A 19,644-nucleotide genomic window follows, 5' to 3' on the forward strand; every position below is an offset into this window, starting at 1 on the left:
AATGGAACAATTACAACATTTTAAAAGTCGATGGCAGCGATTCCAATATGTGGAATGCGTACTATATGCTGTTGGTTTTGGTGGTTTGGTGTATTTGTTGACCAAAAACCTGGGCTTTGGATTAGTTGGATTTATGGTAGCTTTCGGGATTGCTCTTGTTTTAAACAAACCATGGAAAATCAAAACGGAAAGTGTTATTGCCTTTGTGGATGCCCATGTGCCCGAAGCAGGTTTTAGTAGTGGCTTGTTGACTTTGCCCACTGACCAACTCTCTAATCTTTCCTTATTACAAAGACATCGTGTAGCAAGCCGATTAAAGGATTTGATGCCCAAGTTGATGCCGCCACACCATCTGCAAAAAGCAGCCTTGGTCATGTTCGGGTTCATTTTGATTGGCGTATTAGGGCGATATGTGTTAGGTGATTTTAGCAGTTTGTCATCAAAAAAAGGAAATAATAAAGAGCAGATTCAATTTGCGCCTTTGGACAGCATCCAAGAGGGTATTGAAATCCCTGAATTGACGGAAACTAAAATTACAGTTGCTTATCCAAGTTATACTGGAATACCAAGTTTGAATACCTCCAACCCCAATATCAAAGCGGTTGAAGGGACACAAATCACTTGGAATTTGACTTTTGATGGCGAGGTGCAAGAAGTAATCATGGACCGCATGGGCGAATTGATTCCGTTTTCCAAAAATGGTGAACAATACCAATTGAGTCAGCCTTTGCAATCATCAGGGTTTTACAGTTTTACGTTCAAAGACCTTGAGGACAATGCGTATCTTACCGATTTATACTCATTGGAGGTGACTCCCGATAATCCGCCCATGATTGAAATCACCGATTTGAATCAGTATAGTTATTTTGAGTACAATGATGACAAGACCATTCCGTTGAACACCCAAATTTTTGATGATTATGGGGTAAACGATGCCTTTATCGTGGCTACGGTGAGCAAAGGTTCTGGAGAATCGGTAAAGTTTAGGGAAGAAACATTGCAATTTGATGGAAGTATTTCCAAAGGAAATAAACAGCAGCGTCTCAAAAAATTATTGGATTTGTCCCAGTTGAAAATGGATCCAGGGGATGAGCTGTATTTTTATGTGGAGGCCCAAGATAACAAAACGCCGACCCCTAATATAGCCAGAAGTGAAACCTATTTTGCAGTGATTCGGGATACGGTGACCGATGAATTTGCCGTGGAGGGGAATCTTGGTGTGGATCTAATGCCCGATTATTTTAGGAGTCAGCGGCAATTGATCATTGATACCGAAAAACTGATTCAAGAGCAACCTGATATTTCAGAATATGATTTTAAATTCCGAAGCAACGAATTAGGCTTTGACCAAAAATCCCTCCGTTTGAAATATGGCCAATTTATGGGGGATGAAACTGAACTACAAGATGCTCCAGGGCAAGTTTCAGCAGTTGAAGAGGAAACCCACACCGATGAGGATGGGGAGGAAAAGGACATTTTGGATGGGTATAGCCATAAACACGATAGTGAAAACGAGCACAATTTGGTGGTTGAGCACCCTGAAAAGGATGAGGAGGAAGAGGAAGATCCTTTGCATGAATATTTGCACAATCACTCAGATCCTGAGGAATCCACTTTGTTTGAAAAGTCGTTGAAAGCCCAACTGCGGGATGCCCTCAATATTATGTGGGATGCGGAGCTGTATTTAAGATTGTATCAACCCGAAAAGTCATTACCGTACCAATATCAAGCGTTGGAAATTATTCAAGAAATAAAAAACAGTGCCCGTATTTATGTGCACCGTATTGGTTTTGACCCACCGCCAATTAAAGAGGAAACAAGACTTACTGGTGATATCGAAAACATTAAAAATGTGGACAAGAACGAGTCCTTTGAATATGAGATGACTTTTGCTGCCACACGAAAAATGGTTGCAAGGCTTGAGACTTTAATTAATGGAAATTCCCAATTTACTAAAAGCGATAATACATTGGTTTTGGAAGCTGGCAATGAGTTGGCCCAAAAAGCAGTTTCCGAACCTGTAAAATATCTAAAAGTGCTACAAGGACTACGCGACTTGGAAAAAACGACTAACAGAACCAAGGAAATGTATGTGCAAGTTCAAAAAAATATCTTGTCGGTTTTGCCTAAGGTGGAATCAAATCCTGGAAAAGGGGCAAGGTCATTGGATGAAATCAATTTGTTGTATCTAAAAGAATTGGGTGATTATGAGTGATGGATTTATGCTGTTGAACCACAACTTATTTTGGCCCTTACTGATTGGATGTTTGGTATTGTTGGGCTTTTTTGTTTGGAAGGAATGGCATCAAAAGGGACAATCTCGATTTTGGATTAAAATTGCAGTTGCCTGTATCGGATTAACCTCCTTGTTCCTCCTAATTTTAAAACCTGCTACCCCAAAAGACACCACAACAGGAAAGGCAATTGTACTTACCGAAGGATACAGGGCGGAACAATTGGATAGTTTAAAAAAAGTGTTCAAGCGTATTAAATCTGAGGAATATGTTTCAGGGAAATCGCTTTCCATTATTGAAGATGTGGATTCACTTTTTCTACTTGGTCATGGGGTTCCACTGTATGATTTTTGGCAGTTGGAGGGTAAATCCGTTCAATTTTTAGGAGGCGAAGCAATTTCAGGTTGGACGCAAATTCACCATACTGATGAATTGGAATTGGGAGAGGAACTTAAAGTTCAAGCACAATATCAAAATCCCCAAAAAGAGTATTGGGCCGTGTTAAAAGATAATGGAGGAAATCCTTTAGATTCTGTTCAATTTGAAGAAGGGGAGGAGCAATTGGTTCAATTTACGGTCCAACCTAAAGCGAGTGGGCATTTTGTATATCAGTTGGAAGAAAAAAATGCAGAGGGAGCGCTGGTTTCTTCTGAACCCATTCCTTTTATTGTTGAGGATAGAGAACCTCTCCATATTTTAATCCTGAACACTTTCCCCACCTTTGAAAGCAAGTACCTTAAAAATTATCTCGCTGAAAAAGGACATCAAGTTTTGGTGCGTTCCCAGTTGACCAAGAACAAATACAAGTTCGAATATTTTAATCGGGATACCCAACCTATTTATCAATTATCGAAACAAGCATTGGAGGCTTTTGACCTGCTTGTTTTTGATGTGGAATCATATCAGAATTTAGGCAGATCTGCATCAACGGTTTTAAAAGAGAGTATGGCGGAAAATGGTTTGGGTGTTTTTATCCAACCTAGTGGTAATTTGTTTACCTTATCAAAAAATCAATTGCCCATTGGTTTTGATGCGGATTTCAACACAGATATTTCCTTAGGGAATCCACCACAGAGTTTGCAGAAATATCCTTTTGCGTTTCAACAGGAATTTCCGCTACAACCCATCAAAATGGATTCAACAACCATTGCAGCTTATTTACCACAAGGAAAAGGCAAAATGGGAACCTCGCTTTTACAAAACACCTATCAATTGGTTTTGGATGGCAAACCAGATTCCTACGCAGCTATTTGGACTGAAATCTTGGATGCTTTGGTGCCTCAATTTGAGAAAAGTGCTTCTTGGGAAATGGTTACCGATATTCCAAGAGTGGATGAACCTGCAAACTTTTGGGTACATTCAAGTACCAATCCATTAGAAGTAGAGATAGAAGCGAGCAGCAAATTACCCTTGCTTCAAGATGTGCCTATTCCATCACGTTGGAAAGGTGTTCAATATCCTAGAAAAAAGGGTTGGAACCAACTTCAAATTCCAGCAGATTCCACATCCCAATTTTCGTATTTCGTCTTTGGAAAAAACGAACGAACAACAGTTTCTCAACAAAATGTTTACGAGCAAAATCAGCGTTATTTTGGACAAGGCAAAAGTTCGAATGCTCAAGTAAGTGCCACATCAAAAAAAATGGAACCCATTTCACCACTATGGTTTTTTGTACCCTTTTTGTTGAGTATGGGATGGTTGTGGTTGGAGCCTAAACTCTAATTTATTGATATCTCCAACTGGTCAAATCAGCACCTTGAGGGGCACTTTCGGCAATTCGTTTCATGATTTTGGGCACATACATGGAGTTGTACCTTAACCTGCTGATGGCATTGGGTTGATCTGGGTCGCCGTTCCAACAATGTTCTGCACGGTCGCCATACAATACTTCCCCGTCGTAATACGGTTCGGTGGTACTCTCCAAAAAATCCTCCATTAAATACACGGCATTGTTCAAATAATAATTGTCCATATCCCCGCAATAGATGTGAATTTTACCTTGGAGTTTGGGTCCTAATTTGTCCCAATCCCGTTCCATGATATGCTTGAGGTCGTAGTTTTCTTTCCAGTATTCGGCCACTTCATGGTCAATATCCCCTGTCATTTTATCCCAAAGTCGAACAGGGTATCCATCCTCGCCTTGAGGGGAATACGTAGCCTCCCAAATATCCCATTGCTGACCCGATCTTGATTTATCGCCCAGCACCAACTCCAAATGGTTGCCCTGTCGCAAAGTGGACTGAATTTGTCCCAAATAGTTTCTGTGGGAGGGAACCTCCAATTTTTTATGTTCTGAATCGTAGTAATAAGCATTATCATCCTCATAAATATTGGTAAGACAGTAGGCCCTAAAATCAATGGGATCTGGGCAGGCTGCAAAGCAGCCATTGTACTCATCTGGATATTTTACTTGGACTGCCAAAGCTTCCCAACCACCAGTGGAACCACCGTAGAGGAATCTAGACCAACCTTCGCCCATACCCCGAAATTCTTTTTCGATATGGGGAATAAGTTCGTAGGTAATAGCATCGCCCCATGGTCCTTGACTGGCTGAATTCACAGCATAGGAATCGTCGTAATAAGGTGTGGGGTGTTGAATTTCTATAATAAGGAAGCGAGGAAAATCGGGTTCGTTCCAACGTTTGTAAAAATCGTAAGCTTCTTGTTGTTGAATGATGTTGTAGCCATCCAAGTCAAAACGTGCGGAATAAGTCGGTTCTAGGTTCGGGTCTGGTGGCGTGGTTCTAAATCCGCCAAAATCACTTGGAAAATGACCTTGAAAAACCATTAAGGGATATTTGGCTTCGGGATGTTCTTCAAACCCTTTGGGCAATAAAATATGGGCGCCCAAATACATATCGCGTCCATAAAATTCGGAGAGTTTTTCCGATTTTAATTTAATGTGCTTGATCCATTCCGAGTCTTCTGGTTCTTCAATAGGCGGGATTTCTTGGTTCATAACTAGGGAAACATTTTCCACTCCGTTTTCACCTACCGTAATTTTAAAAGGCTGGCTATACAAGTTACCAGGGGATCTATTCCATTGCTGTCCTTCGCCATTATCCATGGGCAATTTTACAGTATGTCCCGTGCTCAGGTTAAAGTTTTCGTACACATGCAAGAGTGCTTGCACGTTGTATTCTCCAGGCGGAATGTCTGAAAGACTAGGGTAGGGATAGCCAAAAACAGTTTCATCAAAAGTTATGGGTGATCCTGGAGCCATTTCGTCCACATTCATTCCAAAAATAAGTTGGGAGCTTAGTCCATCATTGATTTGAAATCGGGGTTCTTTGCTATCATCTGTGGAAAGCATCAGTAGTAAACGGCCATCAATATTTTCGGCACTAACAGATTCATCAAAACTTACGTTGATGCTATAGGTTGAATTACTTTTTGGTTGACAGGAAATCAAAAAAAGGGAACAACTTAGAAAAAGGAGAAGGTACTTGGTCATGTTGGTTAGGTTTTAGATGAAAAAGATACTTCATTTTACCCCATAAACCAAGTGGTAACTTATTAATTGTAAGTGTATTCGTTGGGCTCAATGTGGATGAGTACATGTCCCAAGTTCGGGATTTCTTTCCGTAAATGATCTTTTAGTTCATGGGCAATCCAGTGTCCTTTTTCCACCGAATTATTCCCATCAACAATGGCATGAAGATCAACATGGAATTGCATGCCTGATTTTCTGATAAAACATTTTTCGGTACCCAAAACTCCTTCAACTTCTAAGGATTTTATTCGGATTTCGTCAATAAGGTCATCATATTGGTGCTCGTCCATAATTTCACCCAATGCGGGACGGAAAATCAAAAAGCTGTTGTAAAGGATAAATGCAGAAGCCAATAGGGCGGCCCAATCATCTGCAGTTTCGTATCCATCACCAAAAATCAAGGCGATTGAAATTCCGATAAAAGCCATCACAGACGTAATCGCGTCGCTTCTATGGTGCCAAGCATCCGCTCGTAAGCTGGAACTGTTGGTTTGTTTACTTTTTCTGATCACGATTTGAAAGGAGATTTCTTTCCAAAGGATAATACCGCCCAAAACAAAAAGCGTCCAAGATTCGGGAACTTTATGGGGTGTTTGAATGTGTTGAATGCTTTCGTAGGCAATTATGGTGGCCGAAGTGACCAAAAAGGCTACTACAATAAAAGTAATCAACGGCTCTATTTTGCCGTGGCCGTAGGGATGGTTGTCATCTGGCGGTTTCTCGGCATATTTAAAGCCTAAAAGCACCAAAAATGAGGAAAATATATCTGTGGTAGACTCAATGGCATCGGCAATTAGGGCGTAGGAGTTGCCAAAAAAACCTGCCAATCCTTTTATCAAAGCCAGTGCAATATTGCCCAAAAGACTAAAATAAGTGGTTCGTATTGCGGTTTTTTCGTTGCTCATAGTTGCCTGGAATAGGTTTTACGAAGATCGGGATTACAAATGAAAACTAGGATAAAAATATCCCCGGTAGTTAAAGGCTGTAACTACCGGGGATTGAAAAAAACAAAACAATTACGTTAGCAATTAACTTTCGGCTACCACGGCTTGGGCAGCGGCTACTCTTGCAATCGGCACTCTATATGGGGAGCAGCTAACATAGTCCATTCCTGTTTTATGGCAGAATCCTACGGAACTTGGTTCTCCACCGTGTTCTCCACAGATTCCTACTTTAAGTCCAGGTTTGGTAGCGCGTCCACTATCGGTACCCAATTTTACCAATTGGCCAACACCTTCTTGGTCCAAAACTTCGAATGGGTCCGCTTTTAGGATACCTTTTTCAATATAGATTGGTAAAAACTTACCAGAATCGTCCCTAGAGTAACCAAAGGTCATTTGGGTTAGGTCGTTTGTACCGAAACTGAAGAAGTCTGCAATTTTGGCAATCTCACCAGCAACCAAGGTTGCTCTTGGAGTTTCTATCATGGTACCTACGGAATACTCCACCGAATCTTTACGTTTTTTGAACAACTGTTCGGCGGTATTGTCGATGATTTCTTTTTGTTGTTTGAATTCTTCGACGGTTCCTACCAAGGGTACCATAATCTCAGGTTTGGTAATGATGCCTTCTTTTTTCAAGTTCAATGCAGCTTCCAAAATGGCTTGCGTTTGCATTTCGGTGATTTCGGGATAGGTATTTCCTAAACGGCAACCACGGTGACCCAACATTGGGTTGAACTCTTCCAATTCTGCTACTTTGTTTTTCACAGAAGACAAGGAAATATGTAAGTCATCTGCCAATTCTTTTTGGGTAGCCAATTGATGGGGTACGAACTCGTGCAATGGTGGATCCAATAATCTCACGGTAACAGGAAGTCCGTTCATAGCTCTAAAGATGCCTTCAAAATCGCCACGTTGCATGGGTAGTAGTTCCTTAAGAGCTTGTTTACGTCCTTTAACGGTATCGGCCAGGATCATTTCACGCATGGCTTTTATACGATCTACTTCAAAGAACATATGCTCGGTACGGGTAAGTCCTATACCTTTGGCTCCAAAGCTTCTTGCAACTTCAGCATCTTTTGGAGTATCTGCATTGGTACGAACATCCAATCTAGCATACGTATCGGCCAAGTTCATCAATTCGGCGAACTCTCCACTTAATTCAGGTTCTTTGGTGGCTACTTTGCCTTCCAAAATGTTACCTGTTGAACCGTTGATGGAAATCCAATCGCCTTCATGGTATTCATGTCCATCGACTCTTAGGATTCTTTCCTTGTAGTTGATTTTTAATGCACCTGCACCTGAAACGCAGCATTTACCGATACCTCTTGCTACTACCGCAGCGTGGGAGGTCATACCACCTCTTGCGGTTACAATACCTTTGGCAATATTCATCCCTTCCACATCTTCTGGAGAGGTTTCTATACGTACCAAGATGCTGTTTTTGTATTTCACGGCCTCATCGGCAAAGAACACAATTTGACCTGTGGCAGCACCTGGGGATGCTGGTAACCCTTGTGCAATAACTTCGGCTTCTTTCAAAGCTTTTGGATCAAAGATCGGGTGCAATAGTTCGTCTAGCTTGATCGGCTCTATGCGCATTAGGGCCATTTTTTCATCTATTGATCCTTCTTTGAGCAGATCCATGGCAATTTTCACCATGGCAGCACCAGTTCGTTTACCATTACGTGTTTGTAAGATCCATAGTTTACCTTGTTGAATGGTGAACTCCATATCTTGCATATCGTGATAATGGGTCTCCAATTTATTTTGGTATTCAAACAGTTCCTTGTAAATGTCAGGCATCAATTCTTCTAAGGAAGGATAGGATTCTTTACGTTCTTCTTCATCAATTTGAGCTAATTCTGCCCAACGTTGAGACCCCAATAAAGTAATTTGTTGTGGGGTGCGTACACCGGCCACCACATCTTCACCTTGGGCATTGATCAAGTATTCCCCGTTGAATTTGTTTTCTCCAGTACCTGCATCCCTTGTAAAGCAAACTCCTGTTCCAGAATCTTCTCCCATATTACCGAACACCATGGCCTGAACGTTAACCGCGGTTCCCCAATCTTCTGGATAGCCGTGCATTTTTCTGTAGTAAATGGCACGATCACCGTTCCAGCTATCAAAAACAGCCATTATTGCTCCCCAAAGTTGGTCCCAAGGATTGGTAGGGAAAGGTTGTCCTGTTCTTTTTTCAACGATGTCCTTAAAGTCGTACACCAAATCTTGAAGATCTTGAACGGTGAATTGGGTATCGTGCTCAATTCTTCGTTTATCTTTCAAATGGTCTATGATTTCTTCAAAAGGATCTAAATCGTCTTTAGATTCTGGTTTTAGACCCATAACCACACTACTGTACATTTGGATAAAACGACGGTAAGAGTCCCAAGCAAAACGTTCGTTGCCTGTCATTTTAATAACTCCTTTTACGGATTCGTCATTCAATCCCAAATTTAATACGGTGTCCATCATACCGGGCATGGATACCCTTGCACCTGAACGCACTGAAATAAGGAGCGGGTTTTCGTCATCTCCAAAAATGGAACCCATGGTTTTTTCGATGCGGTTGATCGCTTCGCGTACTTCAGGTTCAATTTTTTTAATGACCACATCCTTACCTTCATTATTGTATTGGGTACATACTTCTGTAGTTATGGTAAATCCTGGCGGCACTGGAATACCAATTCGGCTCATCTCGGCCAAGTTGGCGCCCTTACCTCCAAGTAAGTTTTTCATTTCGCGACTTCCATCAGCTTTTTTGTTGCCGAAGGAATACACGCTTAACTGATTTTCTGTGAGTGTTTCCATCTTTATATTGATTAAAGAAATTGACTTGTGCTAAAATTTCTATGTAAAATTAGTGGGTATGCCCAGCTCAAAACATGATAAAAGTCAGGTGGAAATCTCAGTTCCAAAGTGTTAACGGTTTTGTGAATGAAACTTGGGAAAGTATGGTCTCAGATGATGAAAAATTGACATCCCTTTTTATAAAATTCTTAAGTGGGAACATTTACAAATCATAAAATTCTGACAAAAATTATTTTTTTATAATTTTAAGTATCTAATAATCAAATAAATACATAGATCATGACATTTATCATCTTTTGATAAAATTCGCTGAAAGAACTTTGACCTATCAAAATTTTAGAATTATGCACAATCACACACAACCTCGACCAATGTTCATTTGGAGAACAATTTTCTGGATGACATTTCTTCTGATACCATTTGCACTTTCATCACAAACCTATAAGCTAAGCGGCAGTGAAGGAGAAGTTATGGTAACAGGAACTTCCACCCTTCATGATTGGGAAGAAATCGCTGAAAAAAAATCTGGTTCCATTGGGCTTGATGTTAGCGGAGAGCTTCCAAAAATCACCACTTTAAAATTTGCTGTTGAATCTGAAAGCTTAAAAAGTGGTAAAAGTGGGATGGACAAAAACACCTATAAAGCGTTGGATTCTGATAAACATAAAGAAATAGTTTATCAAATGACCTCCGTAAAAAGTATCTCAAAGGCTTCTTCTGCCAATACTTATAAGGTAATCGCTACTGGCAACTTGACCATTGCGGGGCATACCAATAAGGTAGACCTTCCTTTTAACTTAACCGTTAACGGAAGTAAAGTTACCCTTGATGGAAAGTATGGAATGAAAATGACCTCTTTTGGTATTGAACCTCCAAAAGCCTTGATGGGCACCATCAAAACTGGTGATGAAATTGAGATTCACTACACTACTATTTGGAAATAAGAACAATCAATTAATAAATATAACTCAACTAAAATTCAATAACAATGAGAAATACTGTGAAATACGGAGTAATGGCGCTTGTTTTCTTTGCTGGCCTGGTGGGATATTCCCAAACCCGTAAACTGGATAATTATCGCGAACCCGACAAAAATGGTGTAAATGTTTTTGAAGCACCAAAAGATACCGTTTCAACTTTTGATGGTGTTAAAGTAAGAGTAGGTGGTTCTTCTACCTTGCAATTTCAAGCAGTAGATCATGAAAACTCTGGTGCTGTAGAGTTGATCGAAATTGGTGACAACTTTAACTTGGCTACTGCTAACTTAGATTTGGATGTTGCCTTGGCAAAAGGTGTTCGTATGCACTTAAGAACTTATCTTTCTTCACGTCACCACCCAGAACCTTATGTAAAAGGTGGTTATTTTCAAGTGGACAACTTGGATTTCATCAGCCCTGGATTCTTGGAAGAAGCGATGAAATATTTGACCATTAAAGTAGGTCACATGGAAAACAACTATGGTGATGCCCACTTTAGAAGAACAGACAACGCGCAAGCCATGCACAACCCATTTGTTGGTAACTTGATTATGGATGCGTTTACTACCGAAGTTGGTGGTGAGGTGTATTTCAGAAAGAATGGCTTCATTGCAATGTTTGGTCTTACCAATGGTAAATTGAATCAAGCAGTAAACAACCCTGGTACAACTGGAGCTTCTATTATGGCAAAATTGGGTTACGATGGTCAAGTTAGTGATGACTTAAGACTTAGACTTACTGGATCTATGTACAGCACCAGTAAATCTGCAAGAACTTACCTTTATGCAGCTGACCGTTCTGGATCTAGATATTACTTGGTTTTGGAACCAGCAGATGCATCTACTTCAGGGAATTTCCGTTCCGGTAGATATAATCCTGGATTCAACAATGAGCTAACAGCCTTCATGTTCAACCCTTTTGTAAAATATAAAGGATTGGAGTTCTTTGGTACCGTTGAATTGGCTTCTGGTAAAACCGATGCAGAGACTGATACAAGAAATGCCACTCAGTTGGCAGGTGAGTTGATCTACAGATTTGGTGGAAATGAAAACTTCTACTTAGGAACTCGTTACAACACTGTAAAATCTGATGATCCATCTGGTTCTGAAGTTACTATTGACAGATTCCAATTGGGAGGTGGTGTATTCTTGACCAAAAACATTTTGACAAAAATAGAATACGTGAATCAATCCCATGATGGATATGATACCACAAGTATCTTTAACGAAGGTAAATTTAATGGGGTTTTATTGGAAGCTATCATCAGCTTCTAACCAACACAATAGGGTTAAATAACGAAACCTAGGGCCTAAAGCCCTAGGTTTTAAAACGTAAAAAAGTTATCTTTAAATTCATGCTAACCACAATTCCACATATCACTAGATTAATAGGTGTCATCGGTATATTTATGTTGATGTCCTATGGTGTTTCAGACCCAGAAAGGCGCACCAAGGTTAGGGTGGCGGGAGATAGCGAAGTGGTAATTTCTGGAACTACCAACGTGAACCAGTTTACCTGTAAGTACAATCTTGAGGAGATGGAATTGCCCATTCGGTTGGTGTACGATGATAAAAAGGAACATATTCTGTTTAACAATGCCAGCTTACAGTTGGCCAACGATTGTTTTGATTGTGGCGGAAGGGCCATAAACAAAGATTTTAAGGAGTTGCTACGAACAGAGGCATACCCTCAAGTAGAAATGAAACTCCTCTATGTTGACCCTCCACAAGAAGAAACTTCACAAGTTGGGGTAGGGATGGAAATAAAAATTGCTGGGGTTGCCCGTAGATACAATGCAGTTTTAAACTGTAGTGTAGACAACAAAATAACAGTGAATGGCGATTTGGAGCTAAAACTGAGTGATTTTAATCTTGAAGCTCCCAAAAAAATGTTGGGCATGATTAAAGTTGATGATGAAATTGTAGTTCGCCTGGCCATTAAAATGAACGAGGTTTAAAACAACATTTAAATTTTATAAATATAAAATCCGTTGTGATGCGAACATCCAACGGATTTTTTGTTTGATGACCTTTATTGATTCAATTATTGACAATAAAGCAGTATCTTGTGAGGCACTTTAAAATAAAGATTAATTACAAACAAACACAATGAAACAATATTCATTTAAAAATGTGAAAGCTATATTTTTTACCTTATTTATAGCTTTATTTTCCATCAACCTTAGTGCTCAAGACCATTTTGGAGGACTAGCTCTTTATACTGTTAGGGATGATATGGGAACGGATGCCAAAGCTACTTTAACCAAAGTTGCAGAGGCTGGTTATGCATATGTGGAGGCAGCAGGATACGAAGATGGTCAGTTTTATGGTATGGCACCAGCAGACTTTAAGGCGTATTTGGAAAGTCAAGGATTAAAGCCAGTTAGTACACATATGGGTATGGTAACTTTGGACAATGCGGATCAATTGATTGCCGATACCAAAGCGGCAGGTTTTGAGTATTTTACGATTCCTGTACCACCAATGGGTATGTTCACTTTTGATCGTGAAACCAGATCTATGGGTATGAAAGGTACTATGGAAGAATTTGCCAATATCTTGACTACGATTGGAAAGAAATGTGAGGCTGCAGGTTTGAAATTATTGTACCATAACCACGATTTTGAATACAAGAAAAATGAAGATGGAGTAGTGCCAATTGAATATTTATTGGATAACACCGATCCAAAATATGTGAACTTCCAAATGGATTTATATTGGGTGACCAGAGCAGGGGCCAGTCCAACTGCTTATTTTGAAAAATACCCAGGTAGATTTAAGTTATGGCATGTTAAGGATATGGATGAAGAAGGTAAGTTTGCTCCAGTAGGTGAGGGAACTATTGATTTTAAGTCCATTTTGGCCAAAAAAGATGCTTCTGGAATGGTAAAGTATTTTGTGGAACAAGACATGACTTGGGACCAAAAACCATTGGATGTAATCAAAATCAGCCACAAAGGCTTGGAAGAGATAGGATTTAAATAAAATTTCAGCATTGAATTTGAGCCAGTTGTAATAAAAGTGGCAAGAATTCAAAAAAATATTTTTTACAATCACATACATTAGTATCTTTGCACCCGCAAAGTCGGGGTCGCGTAGCTCAGCTGGATAGAGCATCTGCCTTCTAAGCAGACGGTCGAAGGTTCGAATCCTTCCGCGATCACAAATAAATACTCCAAACAAAAAAACGCTAAGCTTGCTTAAGCGTTTTTTTGTTTGGAGTATTTTCAGCATGTAAAGCAAATGATATTAAATCCTTCCGCGATCACAAAAAAAGCCCCTTAAAAAAGGGGCTTTTTTTATTTAACGTATTTCACCAGTTACATTACAGCTCAAGACAAATTTTAAGAGGGGGGGGGGTAAAAAGGTTACCGTTTTATTGAACTTTCAATGTAAAACGAGTCTATTGGTTTGTTAAAGTTCATTTCCCCGTACTAAATAATTAGTTTACATTCTGACGTTTATTTAAACTTTCAGGTTATGGTTTTTGGATATGCACGGGTGAGTACTATGGAACAAAGTTTGGACCTTCAATTGGATGCACTCCTCAAAGAAGGAATCCCACAAAAGAACATTTACACGGACAAAGTATCGAGCACCAAGGAAGTGCGGAAGAGCTTGAGCAAACTTTTAAAATATGTGAGGGACGGAGACACCATTGTGGTCTGGAAACTTGATCGGTTGGCAAGGAGCTTGATCCATTTTACCAATCTAATGACCAAATTGAAGGAAAAGGGCGTACGTTTTAGGAGCATTACTGAACCTTTCATAGATACAACCGAGAAGTCTTCCCATTCGGAATTTATCATTAACATATTTGCTGCCTTGGCACAATTGGAAAGGGACATCATAATTGAACGGACCAAGGCAGGGTTGGAATCTGCAAGGCGAAGAGGAAAGATCTTGGGAGCCCCAAAGGGATTAAGTAAGAAAAATCAACAAAAAGCTGTACTTTGTGAGGAGTATTTCAATGATGGGGTGTTGACCGTAACTGAAATATGTGAACGGATGAACATTTCGAGAGCCACCTATTACAAGTATTTACGGCTTAGAGGGCTTTAGGGAAAGTTGAGACCATATAAAAAACTAATTAAAACCCAATAATCCGTTCTATCAACCAAAAGGATGCTACAGATCCAATAGCATAAGGTATTATTTTTTGCATCCAAACATGTTTGGGCATAAACGATTTCGGCAGTTTTAATAATGTAAATACCAAAATCACAAATAAAATTTGTCCCAGTTCCACACCTAAATTAAAAGTTGCCAAGGCCAAAGGAATTTCCTGTTGTGGAAGACCAATCTCTTGCAAGGCACCAGCAAATCCAAATCCATGAAGCAATCCAAAACTGAAGGCAACCAACCAAGGTTTTTGACTTGTTAACGAGGGTACACCTTTTTGAATCTTTAAAATTTCCATCGCTAAGAATACAATACTCAAGGCGATAACTGCCTCTACTGGTGGGCCTGGTAAACTGGCTATGCCCAATACTGAAAAACTAAGAGTAATACTGTGTGCAAGGGTGAAAGCGGTAATCGTCTTCAATAGTTTTTTGAATCCTTTTGTAATCAATAGAAGCGCAAGTACAAATAACAAATGGTCAAAACCCAAAAGGATATGTTCGATTCCCAATACGATATAGGTCTTTGCTACCATCCATTTGTTTGGTTTTTCAGGAACCACAATGATATTTTTGGAGGGTTGTAGTAAAAAACTGTGGTGTTCACCATTCAGCAATCGGATGTCAACCAAAACATCGACTCCTGTTTTGTTGAGATTGTTGATGGTTAAAGTGGTGTTGGATAAGCTTATAGGGCCTTTTAGTTGATAGGTGTACAGTACAAAGGCCTCCAGAATTCGTGGTGCAATGGTTTCATTTAAAGTGAAGCTATTGTTGAACAAGGGTTGAATGTCCAATACCTTGTCCGCAGTTCTTGGAACCTTCCATAGTACATTGTAGGTGTTGGAAGATACTTCGTTTATCTGCAAATAAGCTGGGCGTACCTCATGAGCCAAAGTATTGAATGGCAATGCGAGAATTAAAAAAAGTAGGGCCCTTAATACCTTGTTCATGATTTGCTATAGCTGTTTTTGATAGCTTCAGGTATTTTTTCCGAAATGATTTTCACTTGATATTTATCCAACAAATCCCTGTACATCTGTTCTTGCGTTTCAAGTTCGGTTTGGTATTCATATTCTTTTTCGACATAAGGCTTTATTTCCTTGAAATCCGCAGTCTTGGATTGGATTTTATCAGAAATAAAAACCAAATGTTGTCCATACCCAGATTCTATGGGCCCAATCCATTGGTCAAGAGGTAAGGAATCCAAGGCCAAGGTGAAATCTTTGCCAAATGACTTGTTAATGTCCAGAGCGGTTGCGCCATTCCATGAATTTGAAAGGGAAAGTTTCCTTTTTCTTTTCATTGGAATTTCCATAGTTTGGGTTAGTGATAACTTATGGGCTTTTAGTTCTTGCTCCAAATCTGGTTCGTCCTCTAAAAATAGTACTTGTTGAAATGTGTAGGTTGGTGGAAGCTGAAACAAATCTTCATTTTGCTGATAGAACAAAAGTAGATCCTCATCAGAGGGTGCTTTGATCATTGCATTTAAATCATTGGAAACTGCCTCCATTTTTTGTGAAAGGCGTCGTTTAACAATTATATCGTTATGGTCCAAGTTCATGGCCAATGCTTCTTTATAAAACACCTCTTGACGCAGGTATTGGTCAATAAAAGCTTTTATATCATCATTATTGGGTTCACGTTGCCATTGTTTTTTCCATAAACCTAGCAAGTAATCGTATTCAGAATCGTCAATTACAATGGCATTTTCTGGTGCAATATCTTTATTTACATAGGAATAGTAACCAAAAATCAAGAGCCCTATGAGCAAAAAATGCAACAAGGGTTCTTTCCAAAAATTCTTCATAAATATGTCTATTTTGAAGGTTCAATCCAGATAGGTGAAGCCCAAGCACGTTCTTGTATAACTCTTTTTGTGTCCTCTGGATAATGTACATCAGGATTTCTTATTTCGTCCCATAAGCTATAGCGTGCAGTGGGAAGCTGAATCACACGAACGTAATAATATGCATTTTGGTTCGGGTCAAAATTCGGATCTTTCCAGATGGCCATTAATTCTGGATCACCTTTTTCTTTATTGAAATCACCTGTTTTTAAATCGACTGGTGCGTCAATGGGAGGTACAGAACCATCCGCTTGCAATCGGCCATCAGAAGCGGCCACATTATAAATGGTGTCTTTCATTTCACCATTTTCGACCCATCCCTTTATTATTTGAACACGGCCCAAATTCGGAGCGATTGGGTCTTTTATGGCCCAAACCATAAAATCAGGTGATTCTTGCCCAACATAATTTTGTCCCATGGGCACACCCTTATCATAGCCATCCTGTACCATTTCTTCGTAAGAACCGTAAGAAGATTTGTATCCTTTCCCCGCAAAGAAGCGAACTTTTATCCTTGGACCTGAGGTGGCAAAGGATTCACGCTTGTGCATACCATCCCAAATTGCTTCTCGGGTATTTGTAATGGCCCAAACCCCTGTTAACCCACCAGGGTTCATATCTCTATTGTACATTTCGCCATCCTGCTCATTTTTAGATCGTCCATCCGCAGTTTCATCTGCCATTCCATGATGCCCAACATAATTCCACTCTTCCACATTGGACATCACTGCATTGTGGCTATCGGTACCGCCTACAAAACCATATTTAAAAGGATTGGTCCCCAATTCTTCGTAGTATTTTACTCCCCTTGTAAGCCCGTAGCGAACAAAATTGTGTCTTTCAAAAACACGACCATTGTATTTCTGCAGGGATACTGCATTTTCAAAGTCTGCAAATTCATCGTTGGGCCAAAAATCGGGAACTACTTCGCTATTTCCCTTGGTTTGCATCATTTCAAGATTTCTTTCAAAATGTTGACGGGTTTCAGCGTATGATTTATCTATCGGCTTGTCGTTCATGGCAACTTCTGGAAACAGCATGCCCTTGCTTTCGTTCGAGTTATGGGGGTTACAAAATACCTTGACACCATTTTTTTCTTGTGCAATCATCCAATCCCAAAGTTCTTGTGGAGATGGTCCTTCATTTGAAGAAAAGGGCATATCTGGCAAGTTGGTGTCTCGAAAGAATACGTTTCGGTGCAAATTCGCCGTATTTGGTGCAGAACTCCATTCATAAGCATGAATGGTGGTGAATGTTCCTGGTTTATAGTTCTTTTCGGTTGCCTCTATATTTTTTTGCCATTGCGATTTAACGGCATCATATCCTTGCCAGAAATCAGGGTGGGCATTCCCACCCGCCAAAGCATCTAGAACATATTTTTTGTAAACTGTCAAAGCCGTTTGTAAATCTTGTGCTTCCCGCATTGAGACTGCAGCTTCACTATCGTATCCAGGAGTCCCTTCGTTCATCAAGGTATAAGTTTCACCCAAAAATTCCCCATGATCGGTAACGGCTGCCCAATCCAATGGCCTGTTTATTGTATGTGGTTTTCCATTTACAAGTACTTCTTCGCCTTGTGCAAAACGATATGCATCATCAGGGGTGAGTCGGGTTCCCGCTATAAAGGCATCCATAGATGCGGCGGTATGTAAGTGCTGTTCTCCAAAATAGGCCTCTTTAAGCGGGTTTTCAGCCACCTCGTAGCTTTTCCCTTTATAGGTGTACAGTTCGTTTGAGGAAACAATTTCGTCTTCATTTGCCTTATCCTCTTTGCTTTTTGAATTACATGAAAAAAGGAATAGGATTACCAATACTATAATCGAATTTTTCATTGGAATACTGTTAGTGTTTTTAAATTGAAATCAAACAAGCAGCAAATAAATTACTTTGTTAGCAATCTAGTTTTTTATAGTTTGTGGTGGTTAGATATGAATATAGTAATAAAAGGTGATATTGTCTGTTTTAAGAAGGAAATTAATGTGTCAACTGAAGTTAAAGTTGTATTGCCGTAAGGAGAATAAATAGTAGATAACTATCACAAAGTTCAAATAAACGATGAAGAATCCACTTAAAATACTTTTAAGCATACCTTCCATTATTGGACTAGCATACATGTGGACTTTCATTGAACCTAAATCGATTGTTTGGATTTCAAACAATATTGTATCCTATGAGTATCAAGGAGCAATTGTAAATGTTTTAGTCATAAGTCAACTGGCATATTTAATATATCGGTTATGGCGCTACAAAAACATTAAAATGGGGCAAAAATCAGAATGGACTTTCTTGTTGATTACATTTAATGTTATCACTTGTCCAATTTATATCTGGAAAATGGATGAGCAATTTAAATTAATGAATCAAGAAATGATCAACCAACAATAAGTTCAAATAAACTATGAGCATTTATTGGAAAATCCTATTAGTGATTTTGGTTTGGATTTCGGTATCGGCCTGGAATAAATATGTAGTGAAAAGAGTGGTTGCAAAAGTGGTTAAGATGAATCCTAATAGTGACTGGTTATCACGTAAACACGTGGTAATTAAAAATTTGTTTCAGGGCTTCTTCTGGGTCTTTTGTGTTTTATTTACGATTGCAATGGTATTTTCCAAATAAAGTTCAAATAAACGATTGTAATGGAAAAAACAATATTTGAGATAACTAAAATGGATTGTCCCTCAGAGGAAAATCTGATCCGTATGAAACTGGACGGAATTTCAAGTATTGCAAATATGGACTTTGACATTCCCAACAGAAAATTGACCGTTTTTCATAAAGGACAAATTGACCAAATAGAAAAATCAGTTCTTGAACTGAATTTAGGTGGACAGAAAATATCGACTGAGCAAACGGACCAAATCGACTTTAATGAGCATTCAAACCAAAGAAAACTACTTTGGACTGTCCTGGGAATAAATTTCGCCTTTTTCGTAATCGAAATGGCTACAGGAATAATCTCAAAATCAATGGGGTTGGTTGCGGACAGCTTGGATATGCTTGCTGATTCATTCGTTTATGGAATAAGTTTGATTGCTGTTGGAGGAACTATGTCCAGAAAAAAACAGATTGCCAAACTTGCTGGGTATTTTCAAATAACTCTTGCTGTAATTGGTTTTATAGAAGTTTTGAGAAGATTCTTTGGGGCAGAACAACTTCCCGATTTTTCAACTATGATAGTCATTTCAATTTTGGCACTTATTGCAAATGGAATTTGT

15 protein-coding genes and 1 tRNA gene are annotated in these 19,644 nt (G+C 39.4%); 10 read left to right on the plus strand and 6 right to left on the minus strand.

All coding sequences use genetic code 11. From position 1 onward, the window contains the following. Window position 1: 1 nt before the first annotated feature. Together BLQ18_RS15150 and BLQ18_RS15155 are read left to right on the plus strand one after the other, a co-directional pair. The gene (locus BLQ18_RS15150; RefSeq protein WP_090298549.1) at window positions 2–2,215 is read left to right on the plus strand and encodes a DUF4175 family protein; all 2,214 of its coding nucleotides are present in this window, start codon (window positions 2–4) and stop codon (window positions 2,213–2,215) included. Beyond that, the gene (locus BLQ18_RS15155; protein ID WP_090298552.1) at window positions 2,208–3,956 is read left to right on the plus strand and encodes a hypothetical protein; all 1,749 of its coding nucleotides are present in this window, start codon (window positions 2,208–2,210) and stop codon (window positions 3,954–3,956) included. The genes BLQ18_RS15150 and BLQ18_RS15155 overlap by 8 nt, the downstream gene beginning before the upstream one ends. Before the next feature lies 1 nt (window position 3,957). Here the strand turns inward: BLQ18_RS15155 and BLQ18_RS15160 are convergent, their stop codons facing one another. The 3 genes from BLQ18_RS15160 to ppdK form a co-directional block, all read right to left on the minus strand. Then, window positions 3,958–5,688 (minus strand): alpha/beta hydrolase-fold protein, encoded by a 1,731-nt coding sequence (locus tag BLQ18_RS15160; protein ID WP_090298555.1) that lies wholly within the window; start codon window positions 5,686–5,688, stop codon window positions 3,958–3,960. Between the two features lie 62 nt (window positions 5,689–5,750). After that, the gene (locus tag BLQ18_RS15165; RefSeq protein WP_090298559.1) at window positions 5,751–6,632 is read right to left on the minus strand and encodes a cation diffusion facilitator family transporter; all 882 of its coding nucleotides are present in this window, start codon (window positions 6,630–6,632) and stop codon (window positions 5,751–5,753) included. A gap of 123 nt (window positions 6,633–6,755) precedes the next feature. Then, entirely contained in the window at window positions 6,756–9,482 is a 2,727-nt protein-coding gene (gene ppdK, locus BLQ18_RS15170) for a pyruvate, phosphate dikinase (RefSeq protein WP_090298562.1), read from the minus strand. 344 nt (window positions 9,483–9,826) lie between these two features. Here ppdK and BLQ18_RS15175 point away from each other — a divergent pair, with 344 nt between their 5' ends. The 6 genes from BLQ18_RS15175 to BLQ18_RS15200 all read left to right on the plus strand — a co-directional run bounded on the left by BLQ18_RS15175 (window position 9,827) and on the right by BLQ18_RS15200 (window position 14,520). Continuing rightward, window positions 9,827–10,426 (plus strand): YceI family protein, encoded by a 600-nt coding sequence (locus BLQ18_RS15175; protein ID WP_090298565.1) that lies wholly within the window; start codon window positions 9,827–9,829, stop codon window positions 10,424–10,426. Between the two features lie 44 nt (window positions 10,427–10,470). Further along, on the plus strand, window positions 10,471–11,733 hold the full coding sequence (locus BLQ18_RS15180) for a hypothetical protein (RefSeq protein ID WP_090298566.1): 1,263 nt from the start codon (window positions 10,471–10,473) through the stop codon (window positions 11,731–11,733). An 80-nt stretch (window positions 11,734–11,813) separates the two neighbouring features. Further along, the gene (locus BLQ18_RS15185; RefSeq protein WP_139150411.1) at window positions 11,814–12,416 is read left to right on the plus strand and encodes a YceI family protein; all 603 of its coding nucleotides are present in this window, start codon (window positions 11,814–11,816) and stop codon (window positions 12,414–12,416) included. A gap of 151 nt (window positions 12,417–12,567) precedes the next feature. Next, the gene (locus tag BLQ18_RS15190; RefSeq protein WP_090298572.1) at window positions 12,568–13,443 is read left to right on the plus strand and encodes a sugar phosphate isomerase/epimerase family protein; all 876 of its coding nucleotides are present in this window, start codon (window positions 12,568–12,570) and stop codon (window positions 13,441–13,443) included. A 104-nt stretch (window positions 13,444–13,547) separates the two neighbouring features. Next, window positions 13,548–13,621: transfer RNA gene (locus BLQ18_RS15195), tRNA-Arg, on the plus strand. Window positions 13,622–13,938: 317 nt separating this feature from the next. Beyond that, complete coding sequence (locus BLQ18_RS15200) at window positions 13,939–14,520, plus strand: recombinase family protein (RefSeq protein ID WP_090298575.1); 582 nt, start codon at window positions 13,939–13,941, stop codon at window positions 14,518–14,520. A gap of 28 nt (window positions 14,521–14,548) precedes the next feature. Here the strand turns inward: BLQ18_RS15200 and BLQ18_RS15205 are convergent, their stop codons facing one another. The 3 genes from BLQ18_RS15205 to BLQ18_RS15215 are packed head-to-tail and all read right to left on the minus strand — an operon-like array spanning window position 14,549 to window position 18,260. Then, entirely contained in the window at window positions 14,549–15,532 is a 984-nt protein-coding gene (locus BLQ18_RS15205; RefSeq protein ID WP_090298576.1) for a HupE/UreJ family protein, read from the minus strand. Continuing rightward, the gene (locus tag BLQ18_RS15210) at window positions 15,529–16,389 is read right to left on the minus strand and encodes a peptidyl-prolyl cis-trans isomerase (protein WP_090298578.1); all 861 of its coding nucleotides are present in this window, start codon (window positions 16,387–16,389) and stop codon (window positions 15,529–15,531) included. The genes BLQ18_RS15205 and BLQ18_RS15210 overlap by 4 nt, the downstream gene beginning before the upstream one ends. Window positions 16,390–16,397: 8 nt before the next feature. Beyond that, window positions 16,398–18,260, minus strand: a complete 1,863-nt coding sequence (locus BLQ18_RS15215; protein ID WP_090298582.1) for a DUF3604 domain-containing protein — start codon at window positions 18,258–18,260, stop codon at window positions 16,398–16,400. 223 nt (window positions 18,261–18,483) lie between these two features. Here BLQ18_RS15215 and BLQ18_RS15220 point away from each other — a divergent pair, with 223 nt between their 5' ends. Together BLQ18_RS15220 and BLQ18_RS15225 are read left to right on the plus strand one after the other, a co-directional pair. Then, window positions 18,484–18,813 carry a hypothetical protein gene (locus BLQ18_RS15220; RefSeq protein WP_139150412.1) on the plus strand — a complete coding sequence of 110 codons (330 nt, stop codon included), beginning with the start codon at window positions 18,484–18,486 and terminating at the stop codon, window positions 18,811–18,813. Between the two features lie 252 nt (window positions 18,814–19,065). Then, window positions 19,066–19,644, plus strand: a 579-nt coding sequence (locus BLQ18_RS15225) for a cation efflux transmembrane domain-containing protein (RefSeq protein WP_090298587.1), incomplete at its 3' end; no start/stop codon positions are given.

The sequence above is a fragment of the Flagellimonas zhangzhouensis genome, from assembly GCF_900102925.1.
Taxonomy (GTDB): domain Bacteria; phylum Bacteroidota; class Bacteroidia; order Flavobacteriales; family Flavobacteriaceae; genus Flagellimonas; species Flagellimonas zhangzhouensis.